This window comes from Lysinibacillus sp. BPa_S21 (assembly GCF_023337795.1).
In the GTDB taxonomy this organism is placed as follows: Bacteria; Bacillota; Bacilli; order Bacillales_A; family Planococcaceae; genus Lysinibacillus.
In genome coordinates, this window is record NZ_JALIRS010000009.1 from 53,408 (window position 1) to 67,439 (window position 14,032).

10 protein-coding genes and 1 riboswitch are annotated in these 14,032 nt (G+C 40.3%); all 10 genes read right to left on the minus strand.

Annotated features, from left to right (window positions below; genetic code table 11):
• Positions 1 to 201: 201 nt before the first annotated feature.
• The gene (locus MOK21_RS17025; RefSeq protein ID WP_249075181.1) at positions 202 to 2,424 is read right to left on the minus strand and encodes a heterodisulfide reductase-related iron-sulfur binding cluster; all 2,223 of its coding nucleotides are present in this window, start codon (positions 2,422 to 2,424) and stop codon (positions 202 to 204) included.
• 697 nt (positions 2,425 to 3,121) lie between these two features.
• Positions 3,122 to 3,685 (minus strand): cob(I)yrinic acid a,c-diamide adenosyltransferase, encoded by a 564-nt coding sequence (locus tag MOK21_RS17030; protein WP_249075182.1) that lies wholly within the window; start codon positions 3,683 to 3,685, stop codon positions 3,122 to 3,124.
• A 55-nt stretch (positions 3,686 to 3,740) separates the two neighbouring features.
• Positions 3,741 to 5,213: an adenosylcobinamide amidohydrolase gene (locus tag MOK21_RS17035; protein WP_249075183.1), complete on the minus strand. Its 1,473-nt coding sequence runs from the start codon at positions 5,211 to 5,213 to the stop codon at positions 3,741 to 3,743.
• Complete coding sequence (locus MOK21_RS17040) at positions 5,210 to 6,211, minus strand: FecCD family ABC transporter permease (protein WP_249075184.1); 1,002 nt, start codon at positions 6,209 to 6,211, stop codon at positions 5,210 to 5,212. The genes MOK21_RS17035 and MOK21_RS17040 overlap by 4 nt, the downstream gene beginning before the upstream one ends.
• Positions 6,208 to 7,173 carry an ABC transporter substrate-binding protein gene (locus tag MOK21_RS17045; RefSeq protein ID WP_249075185.1) on the minus strand — a complete coding sequence of 322 codons (966 nt, stop codon included), beginning with the start codon at positions 7,171 to 7,173 and terminating at the stop codon, positions 6,208 to 6,210. Before MOK21_RS17045 ends, MOK21_RS17040 begins: the two co-directional genes overlap by 4 nt.
• Before the next feature lie 313 nt (positions 7,174 to 7,486).
• Positions 7,487 to 7,669, minus strand: a riboswitch (cobalamin riboswitch).
• 78 nt (positions 7,670 to 7,747) lie between these two features.
• A complete protein-coding gene (locus MOK21_RS17050) occupies positions 7,748 to 9,415 on the minus strand; it encodes an acyl-CoA dehydrogenase family protein (protein WP_249075186.1) in 1,668 nt (555 codons plus the stop codon).
• 1 nt (position 9,416) lies between these two features.
• Positions 9,417 to 10,919, minus strand: a complete 1,503-nt coding sequence (locus tag MOK21_RS17055) for a class I adenylate-forming enzyme family protein (protein WP_249075187.1) — start codon at positions 10,917 to 10,919, stop codon at positions 9,417 to 9,419.
• Positions 10,912 to 11,301, minus strand: a complete 390-nt coding sequence (locus MOK21_RS17060; RefSeq protein WP_249075188.1) for a MerR family transcriptional regulator — start codon at positions 11,299 to 11,301, stop codon at positions 10,912 to 10,914. Before MOK21_RS17060 ends, MOK21_RS17055 begins: the two co-directional genes overlap by 8 nt.
• Positions 11,302 to 11,796: 495 nt before the next feature.
• Complete coding sequence (gene argS / locus MOK21_RS17065; RefSeq protein ID WP_249075189.1) at positions 11,797 to 13,464, minus strand: arginine--tRNA ligase; 1,668 nt, start codon at positions 13,462 to 13,464, stop codon at positions 11,797 to 11,799.
• Complete coding sequence (locus MOK21_RS17070) at positions 13,464 to 13,895, minus strand: YwiB family protein (protein WP_249075190.1); 432 nt, start codon at positions 13,893 to 13,895, stop codon at positions 13,464 to 13,466. Before MOK21_RS17070 ends, argS begins: the two co-directional genes overlap by 1 nt.
• Between the last annotated feature and the right edge of the window lie 137 nt (positions 13,896 to 14,032).

Consider the following 14,032-nt stretch of genomic DNA (forward strand, 5'->3'; position numbering starts at 1 on the left):
CGTCAGATGTGTATAAGAGACAGTGCACAAACCCGATTCCATGACATCCGCCGGAGGCTTTAACTTCTTTCAGCGGGTGTTTGGATACCCACTGAAAGAAGTTAGATTAACTCCCATCTCCATTTAATCTTATTCTACAAAACAATTATTTATTGTGCAATTTATATTTTTCAGATAACAAAAATATTTCTGCAATAGCCATCATTTTTCTGCGTTAGCTTCTGTATTCTTGTCTTGTTCGACAGTATCCACTGAAGCTACTACTTCTTCAACCATTACATCTGCTGCCTCTTCCACAGATTCCTCGACAGCTTTCACTTTTTCACCAAATACAGAACGCTCTAAAAGTTCTGCAACATCAAATGTACCGATTGAATCCTCAACCTCTTTTGCCTTTGTACCATCCTCAAGCATTGTTAAGCAGTACGGACAGCCAGAAGAAATAACGGATGCATCAGTTGCTAAAGCTTGCTCTGTTCGTGCTACGTTAATACGGTTGCCTACATGCTCTTCCATCCACATTAAACCGCCTCCCGCACCACAGCACATTGCCGTCTCACGGTTACGCTCCATTTCCACAAGTTTAACACCTGGGATACCACGTAATATCTCACGCGGTGCATCATAAACATCGTTATAACGGCCTAAATAACAAGAATCATGGAAAACAATTGTTTCATGAACTTCGTAATTTAACGCTAGTCGATTTTCATCAATCAATTGATTCAATAGTTCAGTATGGTGGTAGACCTCACCTTTCCAGCCGAAGTCTTGGTATTCATTTTTAAAGATATTATAAGCGTGTGGGTCAATCGTAACGATTTTCTTCACGTCATTTTTCTCAAATTCATCGATATTTGCTGTTGCCAGCTCTTGGAATAAGAACTCATTTCCTAAACGACGAGGAGTATCCCCTGAGTTTTTCTCTTTATTTCCTAAAATCGCAAACTTCACGCCTGCCTCGTTTAATAAACGACAGAAAGCTAATGCAATTTTTTGTGAGCGGTTATCAAATGCCCCCATCGAACCTACCCAGAATAAATATTCCATTTCTTCGCCTGATTTTTTCAGCTCTTTCACTGTTGGAATATGAATTGTTGGATCTAAGTCACGCCAATTTTCTTTTTCTTTACGGTTTAAGCCCCAAGGATTACCTTGACGCTCGATATTTGTCATCGCGCGTTGTGCATCAGGGTTTACTTTTCCTTCAGTCATTGTTAAGTAACGACGTAAATCAATAATTTTATCGACATGCTCGTTCATAACAGGACATTGATCTTCACAGTTACGACACGTTGTACATGCCCAAATCTCTTCTTCTGTAATGACTTCGCCGATTAAAGAAGGGCTGTAGATATCTTCAATTACTGCCCCCTCAGCGCCCGCTGCCATCGCTAGCTGATTGCCCTTTGTATTCGCAAAGAATTGATAAGGAACCCAAGGCTTTTGCTTTGTCACAACAGCACCTGTAAATGTTAAATGATCACGAAGCTTCACGATTAAATCCATCGGTGATAGCATTTTCCCTGTTCCTGATGCTGGACACATATTTGTACAGCGCCCGCACTCTACACAAGAATATAAATCTAGCATTTGTTTTTGTGTGAAGTCTTGAATACGCCCAACACCAATGGCTGGAATATCCTCTTCATCTTCAGCATTTTCTAATGCTTCAAAATCGATAGGTGTTAGAGTACCTGTACGATCTAAACGGTTCATGTACACATTAATTGGACTTACAATCAAGTGGAAGTGCTTCGATTGTGGTACGTACACTAAGAATGTCAAAAGAATTAATAAGTGCGCCCACCACATTACATAGAAAACAACAGCCGCTGCTGATGCTGGTAAGAAACTAAAAATAGCAGCAATGCCAGAAGCAACTGGCTCTGTATAAGTTAGTTCTTCACCATGCCAAATGATGCCCATACCATTTGCAAGTAATGTAGATACCATTAACCCGCCAATGAAAATTAAGACAAGACCATTTTTCCAGCCTCGTTTTAAACGAACTAGCTTTTCTATATAGCGTCGATAAAATGCCCAGACAACCGCCACTAAAATCATTAATACTACGAGTTCTTGGAAGAATGTAAACACACTGTAGAAAATACCAAGCGGCAAATGAGAACCAGGTGCTAACCCCTTCCAAATTAAATCAATGGCCCCTAACTGTACCATCAAAAATCCATAGAAGAACATGACGTGAATTAAACCACTCTTTGGATCCTTTAATAGTTTGTTTTGGCCAAGTACATTAACCATAAGATAACGAACTCGTTCTTTAACACTTTCATCAAACTCAACCTTTTTCCCCAATTGTACAAACTTATAGCGTGTTTTTAACAGATAGAAGAACAATCCTACTGCATAAAGCACAACCACGACTGTTAGAACAATGTTTGCAATTACTAATGGACTCATGGTTGGTCCCCCCTTTAGTTTGTCGTAAGTTTCTCTCTTTGTGATAAATTTGCTAGCTCATACGTAAATGTACGTCATTCTATCATTATATTCCTATTCTAATAAATGAGTGAGCATTCAGTCAACATAAAACGGAAATATTTCTGATAATTTTATATTCTTACATTTTACAAGAAAAAAAGCCACCCTGAATTTTTAATGATGGCTATTAACCACTAAAGAGATTTATTCATTTATATTATAAATCTTTCTTTTAGTTGTATATAAATACTAAAAAAGCCGATTCGCATCATATTTTTTTGATGACAAATCGACTTTTTTAGTGCGGTAAATTTCAAATTAGCTATTTCGTTTTAAAACTAATATGTTTAGCAAAACGTGGGGTTGATTTCCGTTCCGACTGGGCGCTTTGTAGCTGCCGCTTTGCTTTCGCTACAGAAAACATTTGCCGCTGACGCTTCGCTTTCGCGCAGAGCAGAGCTTCCTGGGGGCGTCCGATGAGCCGCTTCACTCGCGTTGCTCGCTCCAGGGTCTCGGGCCAACACGATGTTGGTCACGAAGGCGTTATCACAGGATGTGATAGTTTTAGCCTTCGTTCCCTTATCGCTAATCCCCAAGGAGTCGCCCGGTCTCCACTCCAATCAACCTATATCAAATGTCATCCACAACTTTAGGTAATGTGCGTAATTTGATCAAGCTATTTTTTAAAAACATTGCCGCTTCGAATATATTCGATATCCGCTACATTCAATCGGAAATTAACAACACGTGCAACCGCAAATAAATAATCAGATAAACGATTTAAATATTTTTGTACAATTGTCGGTACATCTTCGATTTCCTTCATAAGCGTTACCATTTGACGCTCTGCTCGGCGTGCTACTGTGCGAGCTATGTGTAAAGTTGCAGCTGCCGGAGCACCTCCTGGCAGAATAAAGCGCTGCAACGGAGGTGCCTCTTCTGACAATGCATCAATACGCGATTCCAGCACTTCAATTGGCTTCTCTGTTAGCTTATAATGTCGCTCTTTCATGACATTCGCAAGGTCGCCACCTGCATCAAAAAGCTCATGCTGAATCGTTTCTAAATCAATTAAAATATCCTTAAATAACTCACGATCTAATTCACTAACAGCTTTACCAATAAAAGAGTTTAATTCATCGATTGCCCCATATGTCTCTACGCGTAAGCTATCTTTATCAACACGTCCTCCGATAAGACTTGTTTTACCTGTATCGCCTGTTTTTGTATAAAGCTTCATTTCTCTCATCTCCTAGAATTCATTTTTAGCAATTCGCCATGACATGTAGCTGTCGCTACAAAAAACTATCTGCTGAATGAAGATAATTCTTAATTGCCTGCACAGTTGTTTCAAAAACACCTTTACCGATAATTTTGCCTACATCCGTAATGGGTCCACCGTACAGCATTTCCTCCCCTTTTTGTGTCGCTGCAATCAATAAACTATCTGTTGCTGTACCTGTTGCAATTGTACCACTAAGGTCATCACGAATATTTTCTGATTGCAATGCCTTTGTTTTCGCCTCATTCGCTGTCATCATTGCTTGGAAAAACGCTTCTTCAGATAAACAGCCATTAACGATGACCCATGTATTAATAGTACCAATATATGGTTCACCTTGTCTTTCATGTGCGCGAGACACATCCACAGCATTGCCAACTCCAGCCGTCACAGCTACTAAGACGCTGCCAAAAGAAGCTTGAAATTCATTAATAGCAACAAGATTTGTTGGGACAGCTGTTAACATGACGACGGTACTCGTTGATGAAAAATGCTCATTTAGTAAAAATTCAGCGACCTCTCTCTTTACATCACTAATGACATAATCTATTGGTACAGAGCGATTTAACAGACAATCATACCAACCGATACCCGGATTATGAACAGCTGAGGACACTGTTTTCAACGGAAACTCTGATTGAAGCTTAATGTAATGATCTGTAACAGTGAAATTTTCCTTTTTAATGACAGCACGCTGCTGATGTTCAACTGAAGCTGGCATCATTGTAATTTGAGGCTTTGGAATTTCTGGATGTGCATAAGTTGTCACTCGGGCATGATAGACCTCTTCGATTTGTGAAGCAATTAATACTTCATGTGGCGCTCCAAATGCCCGCATCCGTCCTTCCTCCATTAATAATAATTCATCACAATAGAGGGCAGCTAAATTCATATCATGTAGTACCATAATCACGGTCAAACCATGTTCTATTGCTTCCTTTCGCACCATATCTAAAATTTGTCGTTGATGCGCAATATCTAGATGGTTCGTTGGCTCATCTAGCAGCAATATTTCTGCTGTTTGTGCAAGAGCTTGCGCGACAAAAACTCTTTGCTGTTCACCGCCCGACAAAAATTCCATCGGTGTCTGTTCATAGCGTTTCACACCTGTTTGCATCATTGCATGTTGGACCGCTTGTTCATCGCGATCAGTCCAGCTTGAAAAGAAGCCTGTTTGATGAGGATAACGTCCAAGTGATACTGCCTCCCGCACACTGTTTGAAAAGGCATTAGCATGTAATTGTGGTAGCACTGCCATTTTCTTCGCTAATGCACGGGCATTGTAAGAGCTTATAGTATGACCATCTATTAATATAGTGCCTGCGGTTGCCGGTAGTATGCCACTTATTACTTTTAACAGTGTGGATTTCCCGCTACCATTAGGCCCTAAAATCCCTAGTATTTTGCCTTTTTCAACGGAAAAACTTATATCATGGACAATCGGTACGTCTTCATAGCCGCCGGAAAGATGTTCAACAACAATCATGCCCGTACCCCCTTGCTTCTACGTTGTTTATAAAAAATATAGGAAAAAACGGGCGCCCCAATAAATGCAGTAATGACACCAATCGGTAGCTCTCTTGGTGTAATAATCGTTCTTGCTACTAAATCACAAATAATCAGCAAAGTTGCCCCATTTAAAAACGATAATGGCAATAAATGACGATGATCGGAACCCCAAACCATTCTCGTCATATGAGGAACAACTAAACCCACGAAACCAATTGTTCCAGAAACAGCTACCGCTGCTCCTGTCAACATAGATCCACCTACTAAAATAATATATTTACTGCGTTTAACATTGACACCTAAATGCTTCGCACGTTCTTCACCATATAACAAAACATTTAACTCGCGTCTTTGCGTCCAAAGCATTATTGAGCCAATTATGACAAACGGAATAATCATCTGAACATATGGCCAACCACGCATAGATACTGAGCCTAGCAGCCACCCGATAACTTGGCGTAGCTCCTCACCAGATAATGCAATCATTAATGAAATCAAGGAACCTAAAAATGAACTAAAGATAACCCCTGTTAAAATAAGCGTTTCCATTTTTAGCGAGCGATCTACTATTCTAGCAAAGCCCATGACAGCTACCATCGTTAATATGGCACCTATCATACTAAAGATTGGCAATGTAAAATGGCCTACTACAGGTATTGATAAACTAAAAAAAATCGTCATAACTGCGCCAACGGATGCACCAGAGGAAACCCCTAACGTATAAGGGTCAGCCAACGGGTTTTTTAATAAGCCTTGAAAAGCTGCCCCTGCAATGGCAAGTGACGCCCCTACAAGCCCTGCCAACAGAACTCGAGGTAATCGAATTTTCCATAAAATATTGGCAGCTGTTTCATCAGCCGCTTTATTCCACAATACTTCTAGTGGAATATGAACCGAGCCTATCGCCACACCACACCAGATGCTAATGATTAGAAGCGTAATTGCTGTTACATAGGCTACAATTGTTTTACTCATTTAAATGCCTCAGGGTAGACAGCCTTTGCTAATTCCTCAAGACCATCTGCTAAACGAGGACCTTGACGACTTATCGTATTTTCATCGACTTGTACAATGGCTTTATTTTTCACGGCAGAGATTGTCTCAAAGCCTGGACGTTGCGGTATTTTTGTTAAAATATCAGGTACATAATTATAGGCGACAACAATGACATCTGGATTTTTTGCGATAATTTGTTCAGCATCAATTTCATACCAGTTGTTTGAATCTGCTGCTACATTTTCGGCATGAATCATTTGAAGCATTTCATTCATAAATGTACCTTTACCAGCTGTATAAATTTGTGGCTCATCAGAAGATTCTACAAAGACTTTCTTTGGCTCAACACCCTCAAGTTTTGTTTCAACTTCTTTCACTTTTGCCTTCATATTTGCGACTATTTTTTTAGCCTCTTCTAGTTTTCCTGTTGCACGACCAAGCTGTTCAATCGTTGTGTAAGTTTCATTAAAGTTTTTTGCATCCGCTACTACAAATACTTTCACACCTGCAGCCTCAAGCTGTTCAATTGCTCCTTTTGAATAGCTCATACCCGATGCATGCGCAAGAACAATATCTGGCGATAAAGCAACAATTTGTTCAATATTATAATCTATGCCGCCAACCTTTTCTTTTTTAGTAGCCTCTACTGGATAATCGTCATTATCTGTTACACCCACTATTTCATCATTTAAGCCAAGACCAAATAAAATTTCAGTGTTACTTGGAATGAGAGAGACTATTTTTTCAGGAGGTGCTTCTAGCGTAATATCTTTGCCAGTAGCATCCGTTAACGTCATTGGGAATGTTGCTTGATCTACTTTCGTTGCCTCTTGTTGTTCAGTAGATGAGGGCTTTTCTTTTGTTGCCTCTTTTGTATTACATGCAGCAAGCAAGCCAATTGCCAAAAATGCTGATAATCCTATTTTCCAAATTTTCTTCATGTGAATAAATCCCCCTTAGTCCTGTGCATATAGTTTTTAACGACTTGTTTTTCTGATTGATCGATACTTTTCAGATTTTCATCTGCTAATGTTGTGGTTTATTGCTCAATGTTGCAGGTTTATCACAAACATTTTGAGTTTATCACCCAACTTTGTCGATTTATCACCTAACATTGTGAGTTTATCGCCCATTTTTTAAATATATCGACATTCATCTTCCAAAACAAATACCCCTCATCAGAAAACAATGAGGGGGTCAAATTTGCACAAAAAAATCCATGACAAAATCCACCATCCTATCCTCGTAGGCTACAACGTGTTTTCTATAAAGGCAGGTCTCCTGGCTCGTGCTACATACGCTTTTTCAAGCCTTCCCGAAATTTTCAGTGGCGCAGATTGAAAAAACTCACACATACAGTGGCGGGACCGCATCGGAATTACACCGATTTCCCTTTTCACTTTACTTAAGTAAAGAACCTTTATAATTTTCAGTTGATTTTATTATACATGAAAATTAAAGAAGTCGCCTCCATTCGAGACGACCCCCAATTAAATCCATTATGCGCCAAAGAAGTTACACTATATCCGAAAAATACTGTACCGTTTTCATTGGTGCACCCAATTCACGCAATGACCATGTGTTCTCTAAATAAATATCTGCTAGTTTCTCATATTTGCCACCGAATTTTTGAGCCCATTCGACCGCTACCACACTTTCATATAAATGCGCCATTTTCTCTGCGACCTTTTTTGCCTCAAACGTTTTCGTAGCATCATCTAAACGGCTAAATGTTTGCAACGTTGAATCTAGTTTTGCTAATTGATCCACTACAATTTCGACTAATGGACTGTCAGCTAATTTTTCTAAACGTTCCTCCATGACACGGACAAACATTTCGTGCACATGAAACTTTTCAACTAAACGAATAAGCTCTAAGGCTAAAATATTCGCAGTCCCCTCCCACACAGTAAGTACCTGTGCATCTCGTAATAACCGAGGTGTAACAAAATCTTCAATATAGCCGTTTCCGCCATGTAATTCAATGGCTTCACTAGCATAATGTACAGCTTGCTCCGCCGTTTCTTTTTTCATGATCGCAATATACAAACGATTCAAAATGATGTCCTCTTTTTTGCCCTGCCCGCTCGTTACTTTATCGTACAGCTGAATAACATCAAAAACCGTAGCAACTTCTACATGAAGCTTGGCAGCGAATTTCCCTAGCGTATCTTGAATCATAGGATATTGTGTTAAAGGTTTACCAAACGCATGACGATTTGTTACATAGTGCTTCGCCTCTAAATATCCGCGGCGCATAATGCCGATAGAAGCAACTGCATTGCAAATTCTTGATAAATTAAGCGCCTCGAGCATGTAGTAAATCCCTTTATCAGGGTCACCTACAACATAGGCTAGCGCACCATCAAATTCTACTTCACCAGAAGGTACTGCTCTAACACCAAGTTTATCTTTTAAACGCCGAATTCGAAGGTTATTCACAGTGCCATCCTCATTTCGCCATGGAACAGCAAACAATGTTAAGCCCTTTGAGCCTGCCTTAGCCCCTTCCATGCGAGCCAATACCATAGTTACGCCACACATTCCTGCGTTAGATGCAAAATATTTCTCCCCATATAAACGATACTGATTGCCTTCCTGTCTTGCTTCTACAACATTCGCACCAACATCAGAGCCACCTTGACGCTCCGTTAAAAATGTAGCCCCTTCATATAGCTCCGTCTCTCCTGTTGCACAAACATGTGGTAAAAAGCGCTCCTTCACCTCATCACTCGCGTAATGATCCAGTAAATACGCCGTTGCCATCGTTAACGTAACCGGACAATAAAAACCCGGTTCGGCATGTGATAGTATATAACCTTGAGCAAAGCTATACACATAATTGCCCTTTCTACCTAGTTGCGGAATATCCTTATGCACATAGCCCACAATGCCGGTATTGTACGTCTCTTCAATTGTTTTTTTATACCCTTCATTGACCCAAACCTTTGACACTTCTTCCCCATAGGCATTATACCTTTGTAATCGAGGTTCGCCCTCTCTATCCGTATGCTTGGCCCTCACATCAATATCTCCTGCACAAAGCTCACCGAAATCTGTTAGCTCACGTGTTGCATATTCCACAAACTCTTTATCTAGCATCATTTCTAAAACTTTTTGAAGTGTATCATTATCTTTAAAAAAGTTTGTTGTTTTCATTTCTTCCCGCTGTAAAACCTTCATGCTATTTCACCTCTTGCCCCTTCAAGGTTTGTTTTAGTATTTTGCCCGATGCATTTCGTGGTAGCGCTTCCACACGTTCAAAGATGCGTGGAATTTTATATTTAGCAAGATGCTCCTCCAAATGAGCTTTAAGTTCGATCTCGTCAATTTCTGTTTTAGCGGCATAAACGGCCTTCACCGTTTCTCCCCATTCCGGATGTGGCACACCTATTACAGCAACTTCAAATATCCCCTCATAGCTCAACATACTATCTTCAATTTCTTTCGGGTAAATATTCACACCGCCTGACAAAATGACATCCTTTTTACGATCGACAATCCAAATATAACCGTCCTCATCTATACGAGCTAAATCACCCGTCTTCAGCCAGCCATCTATAAATGCAGCCTTTGTTGCGATATCATCTTTGTAATAGCCCAGCATATTGCCCTCACCGAATAACACAATTTCTCCTACTTCACCAACACTGACATCTTCACCATTGTCGTTGATAATACGTAGCTCCGCTCCAAGTGGTGCACGTCGACCAACGCTCCCCGCCTTCCTTGCATGCTCTTTGCCAAACAATAACGAACCGCTTGGGCCCGCCTCTGTTAAGCCATAGACACACGTCACATTATCCGTTCGGAAAGCTTTTTGGATAGCGTGGATTTCTTTTTGTGATAACGGTGCGCCACCATAAATCCACCATTTCATCGATGATAAATCAGCTGTTTGCAATCTTGGCAGTTGAGCAGTTAACAAATAAGCGACAGGTGCGCCAAAGAAATGTGTTGTTCTTTCTTGCTCGATTGCATCAATCAACAAATCTGGTGTAAATGTTGGCGTTAACACATTTGTTGAGCCTATAAGCATTCCCGCCATTAAAAACAAATGTAATGGAGCTGAATGCGTCAACGGCATCATAAGAAGGATTCGGCTTTCTGGCTTTACTTCCATTTCCACTGCAATCATTTGCGCTACAGTTAAAATATTGCGATAGCTAAACAATACCCCCTTTGGTTTCCCCGTTGTGCCTGATGTATATAAAATCGTTGAAACATCATCCTCATTCAACTGGCAGTCAATTGTTTGATTGCTTGCCTGTTGAATAAGTGTTTCATAGCTTAGCCAACCAGCCTGCTCTTGACCTGTTTTGATTTTTAAAGGGACTACCTTGATGTTGTCAACTGCTGCAAAAATTGCCTCATGTACTAGAATAGCCTTAGCATCAGCATGCTGTGCTACGTACTCAACCTCTTGCAGTGTAAATTTCGCATTTACTGGAACGACAATAGCTCCAATACGCTGAATAGCAAAATAACTAACAACAAACTCGATAACATTAGGCATAAAAAGGATAACTTTATCGCCTTGCCACACACCTTGTTCTAATAAGACATGACTAAGACGTGTCACCTGCTCATCTAAATCACGATAAGACATTCGACTGCCCTGACAAACAACTGCTTCACTCATAGGGTATTTTCGCGCATTACGTGCCAACAAATTCGAACTATTCATCGTGCATCTCTCCCTTAAAAGTCGCTAATTTTTCTGTAAAAATGCCTTGTAATTGCTGTAACTCGTTTTTCATCTGTGTAAGCTCTGCTATCTTACTATCAATCTCTTGAATTTTTTGCTCTCCATATTCGACCGTACGCTCCAACTGCTGTACGCCTGTGCGATCAAGATCAAACAGCAATACCATCTCCTTAATCTCCTCAAGTGAAAAACCGTAACGCTTCCCTCGGAAAATAAGTTTAAGCTTCGCTAATTCTTTTTTTGAAAAGGTTCGCTGATTAGTAGATGATCGATTAGGATTAAGTAGCCCTAGCTCCTCATAATATCTAATTGTCCGTGTTGAAACATTAAACTGCTTAGCCACTTCTTTAATCGTCTTCAACAGCATCCCCCTCTCCCATTTTCCATTAGTATAGCATTGACGTTAGCGTAAACCGCAACGAGATTTATGAATTTTATAGAAAATAATAGTTTTAATGAGAGAAATTGATTCGGTCAGGGATTTCACCTGGCACTTCGACAACTCTTTCCGTCGCTTCGGCGGATCTATCCATCCAGTTCTTGATATTGTGTAAAATTCTATTAAAAGTTTTTCAATCCTGAGTTTAGTTTTGTCAAATTGTCCAGCTTATGTTGGAAATCGCCGCTAAAAGTGGGAGTTGCGCCGCTAACTAAGCGAGGATCGCCGCTAAAACCTGATAATCCGCCGCTAACCAAGCTACGAACGCCGCTAAAACTGGAAATTCCGCCGCTAAGAACCAGACTTTAGTCAAATTGCTTCGGATTCTATCTGCGATTCAACACCTTTAGCTATCAAATCCATTTCCACACAAAAAACCCCCGGCACATGTCGTGCCGGGGGCAAAATAGACTATTATTACATTTTTTCCGGTGCAGATACGCCGATTAAGCGTAATGCGTTGGCAATTGTTGTACGTACAGCAGTAATAAGGGCTAAACGAGCTTCTGTTAGCTCTTTATTTGAAGCATCTAACACTTTTTCAGCGTTATAAAAGCTGTGGAATGCAGCCGCTGTTTCTTGAATATAGTTGGCAATACGGTGTGGTGTACGGTGCTTCGCAGCTTCTGCTACCACTTTCGGGAAGTCGCCTACTTTTTTCAATAAATCAATTTCTTTTTCCGCAGTTAACAGCGTTAAATGATCTGTTGTTGCAGCAAAGCCTTGCTCATTTGCTGAGCGTAAAATCGATGAAATACGTGCATGCGCATATTGTGCATAATACACTGGGTTTTCATTTGATTGAGATACGGCAAGGTCAAGGTCAAAGTCCATATGAGAATCGCCCGCAGTTTTCACGAAGAAATAACGAACTGCATCTAAACCAACTTCTTCTACTAGCTCACGCATTGTCACAGCGTTCCCTGTACGTTTAGACATTTTGAATTTCTCACCGTTTTTATAAAGCTGAACCATTTGGATGATTTCTACTTCAAGCGTATCACGGTCGTAACCTAGTGCCTGAATAGCAGCCTTCATACGTGGGATATAGCCGTGATGGTCAGCTCCCCAAATATTAATTAATTTATCGAAGCCACGTACAATTTTGTCCTCATGGTACGCGATATCTGGAGTCAGATATGTGAAAGAACCATCATTTTTAATTAACACGCGGTCTTTATCGTCACCAAATGTTGTTGAACGGAACCAAGTTGCACCGTCTTCTTCAAATACATGACCATTCGCTTTCAGTTTATCTAACGCTACTTCGATTTTGCCGTTTTCATATAGTGAAGTTTCTGAGTACCACACGTTAAAGTTTACACGGAAGTTAGCAAGGTCTGTTTTTAACTTGTCTAATTCTAACGCTAAACCATGTTGACGGAAGAATGCAAAACGTTCTTCATCAGTTTTAGATAAAATTGCATCACCATGCTCGCTTGCTAGTTTACCAGCGATTTCAATAATATCTTGACCGTGGTAGCCGTCCTCTGGCATCTCAGCATCCATTCCTAAAGCTTGCTTATAACGCGCTTCCAGTGAATACGCTAAGTTATTGATTTGGTTACCCGCATCGTTAATGTAGTACTCACGAGAGACATCGTAACCAGCCATATCTAGCACATTACATAATGAATCCCCTACAGAAGCTCCACGCGCATGTCCTAAATGAAGATCACCTGTTGGATTTGCAGATACGAATTCAACTTGAACTTTTTCTCCTGCGCCAGCATTAGAACGGCCGTAATCAGTACCTTGCTCAAGTACTGCTTTTACTACACCTGTTAGGAAATCTTTACGCACTGTAATATTCATGAAGCCAGGGCCAGCAATATCGATTTTCTCAATATCTGTACCTGCTGTGTCAAGATTTTCTAAAATAGCTTCTGCAATCGCACGAGGTGGTTTTTTTGCTAATTTTGTTAATTGCATAGCAATATTTGTTGCGTAGTCCCCATTTGCTTTATCCTTCGGTGTTTCAAGGTGAATATTTAACTCTGTGCCAGCTTCGACTAAGCTTGCTTTTTCAACAGCCTGCGCAATTGCCGCTTTAATGGCTTGTTGTACCTGTTCTACTGCGTTCATCATTGTACCTCCGTAAATGTAATGTCTAATGTATAATTGCCAACGGATTGTCCACCGATTAGTAAATCGTACTGTACATGGAAATCTCCGCTTACTGATTGCTTTGTAAACGTCATTTCTTTCGTGTCTATGACGAGTGGCATTGAACCGAATTCACTTTCATAATGACCTATTTGTTGCTCCATTACGTTAAGTGGTAGACGCATTTTTAATGCTCCATTACGCATAATTAATGCCTGTTCATCGCCTAGCTTCATAGTTGTGCGGATAGTTTTATCCTCCTGCACCTCTTCATATTTCAAATAGATGCTTCCTGCTTTTTCAAGTAGCTGCCCTGTCAGCCACATTTCATAGCCTTCAGACTCCCCATCAATCGGGCGAATCGTAGAAATGAGCTTAATGTTCACCTGCGATCTTGCTTCGTTCGCCATTATGGACGCTCCCTTTTATTGTTTTTACTATAACCTTTTTATTATAGGATGAATACTCATAATTTTTCAAGATAGAAGTAAGGATTCTGTCCGATGTAGCAGTAATTTGTTCATTATTTAACGATTGACACAATTTG

Excerpts from the sequence above, each read along its gene's own strand:
- MOK21_RS17070 (WP_249075190.1), bottom strand. The coding sequence starts at position 13,895 with ATGGCGAACGAAGCAAGATCGCAGGTGAACATTAAGCTCATTTCTACG.
- MOK21_RS17050 (WP_249075186.1), bottom strand. The coding sequence starts at position 9,415 with ATGAAGGTTTTACAGCGGGAAGAAATGAAAACAACAAACTTTTTTAAA.
- MOK21_RS17040 (WP_249075184.1), bottom strand. The coding sequence starts at position 6,211 with ATGAGTAAAACAATTGTAGCCTATGTAACAGCAATTACGCTTCTAATC.
- MOK21_RS17045 (WP_249075185.1), bottom strand. The coding sequence starts at position 7,173 with ATGAAGAAAATTTGGAAAATAGGATTATCAGCATTTTTGGCAATTGGC.
- MOK21_RS17025 (WP_249075181.1), bottom strand. The coding sequence starts at position 2,424 with ATGAGTCCATTAGTAATTGCAAACATTGTTCTAACAGTCGTGGTTGTG.
- MOK21_RS17055 (WP_249075187.1), bottom strand. The coding sequence starts at position 10,919 with ATGAATAGTTCGAATTTGTTGGCACGTAATGCGCGAAAATACCCTATG.
- argS (WP_249075189.1), bottom strand. The coding sequence starts at position 13,464 with ATGAACGCAGTAGAACAGGTACAACAAGCCATTAAAGCGGCAATTGCG.
- MOK21_RS17030 (WP_249075182.1), bottom strand. The coding sequence starts at position 3,685 with ATGAAGCTTTATACAAAAACAGGCGATACAGGTAAAACAAGTCTTATC.
- MOK21_RS17035 (WP_249075183.1), bottom strand. The coding sequence starts at position 5,213 with ATGATTGTTGTTGAACATCTTTCCGGCGGCTATGAAGACGTACCGATT.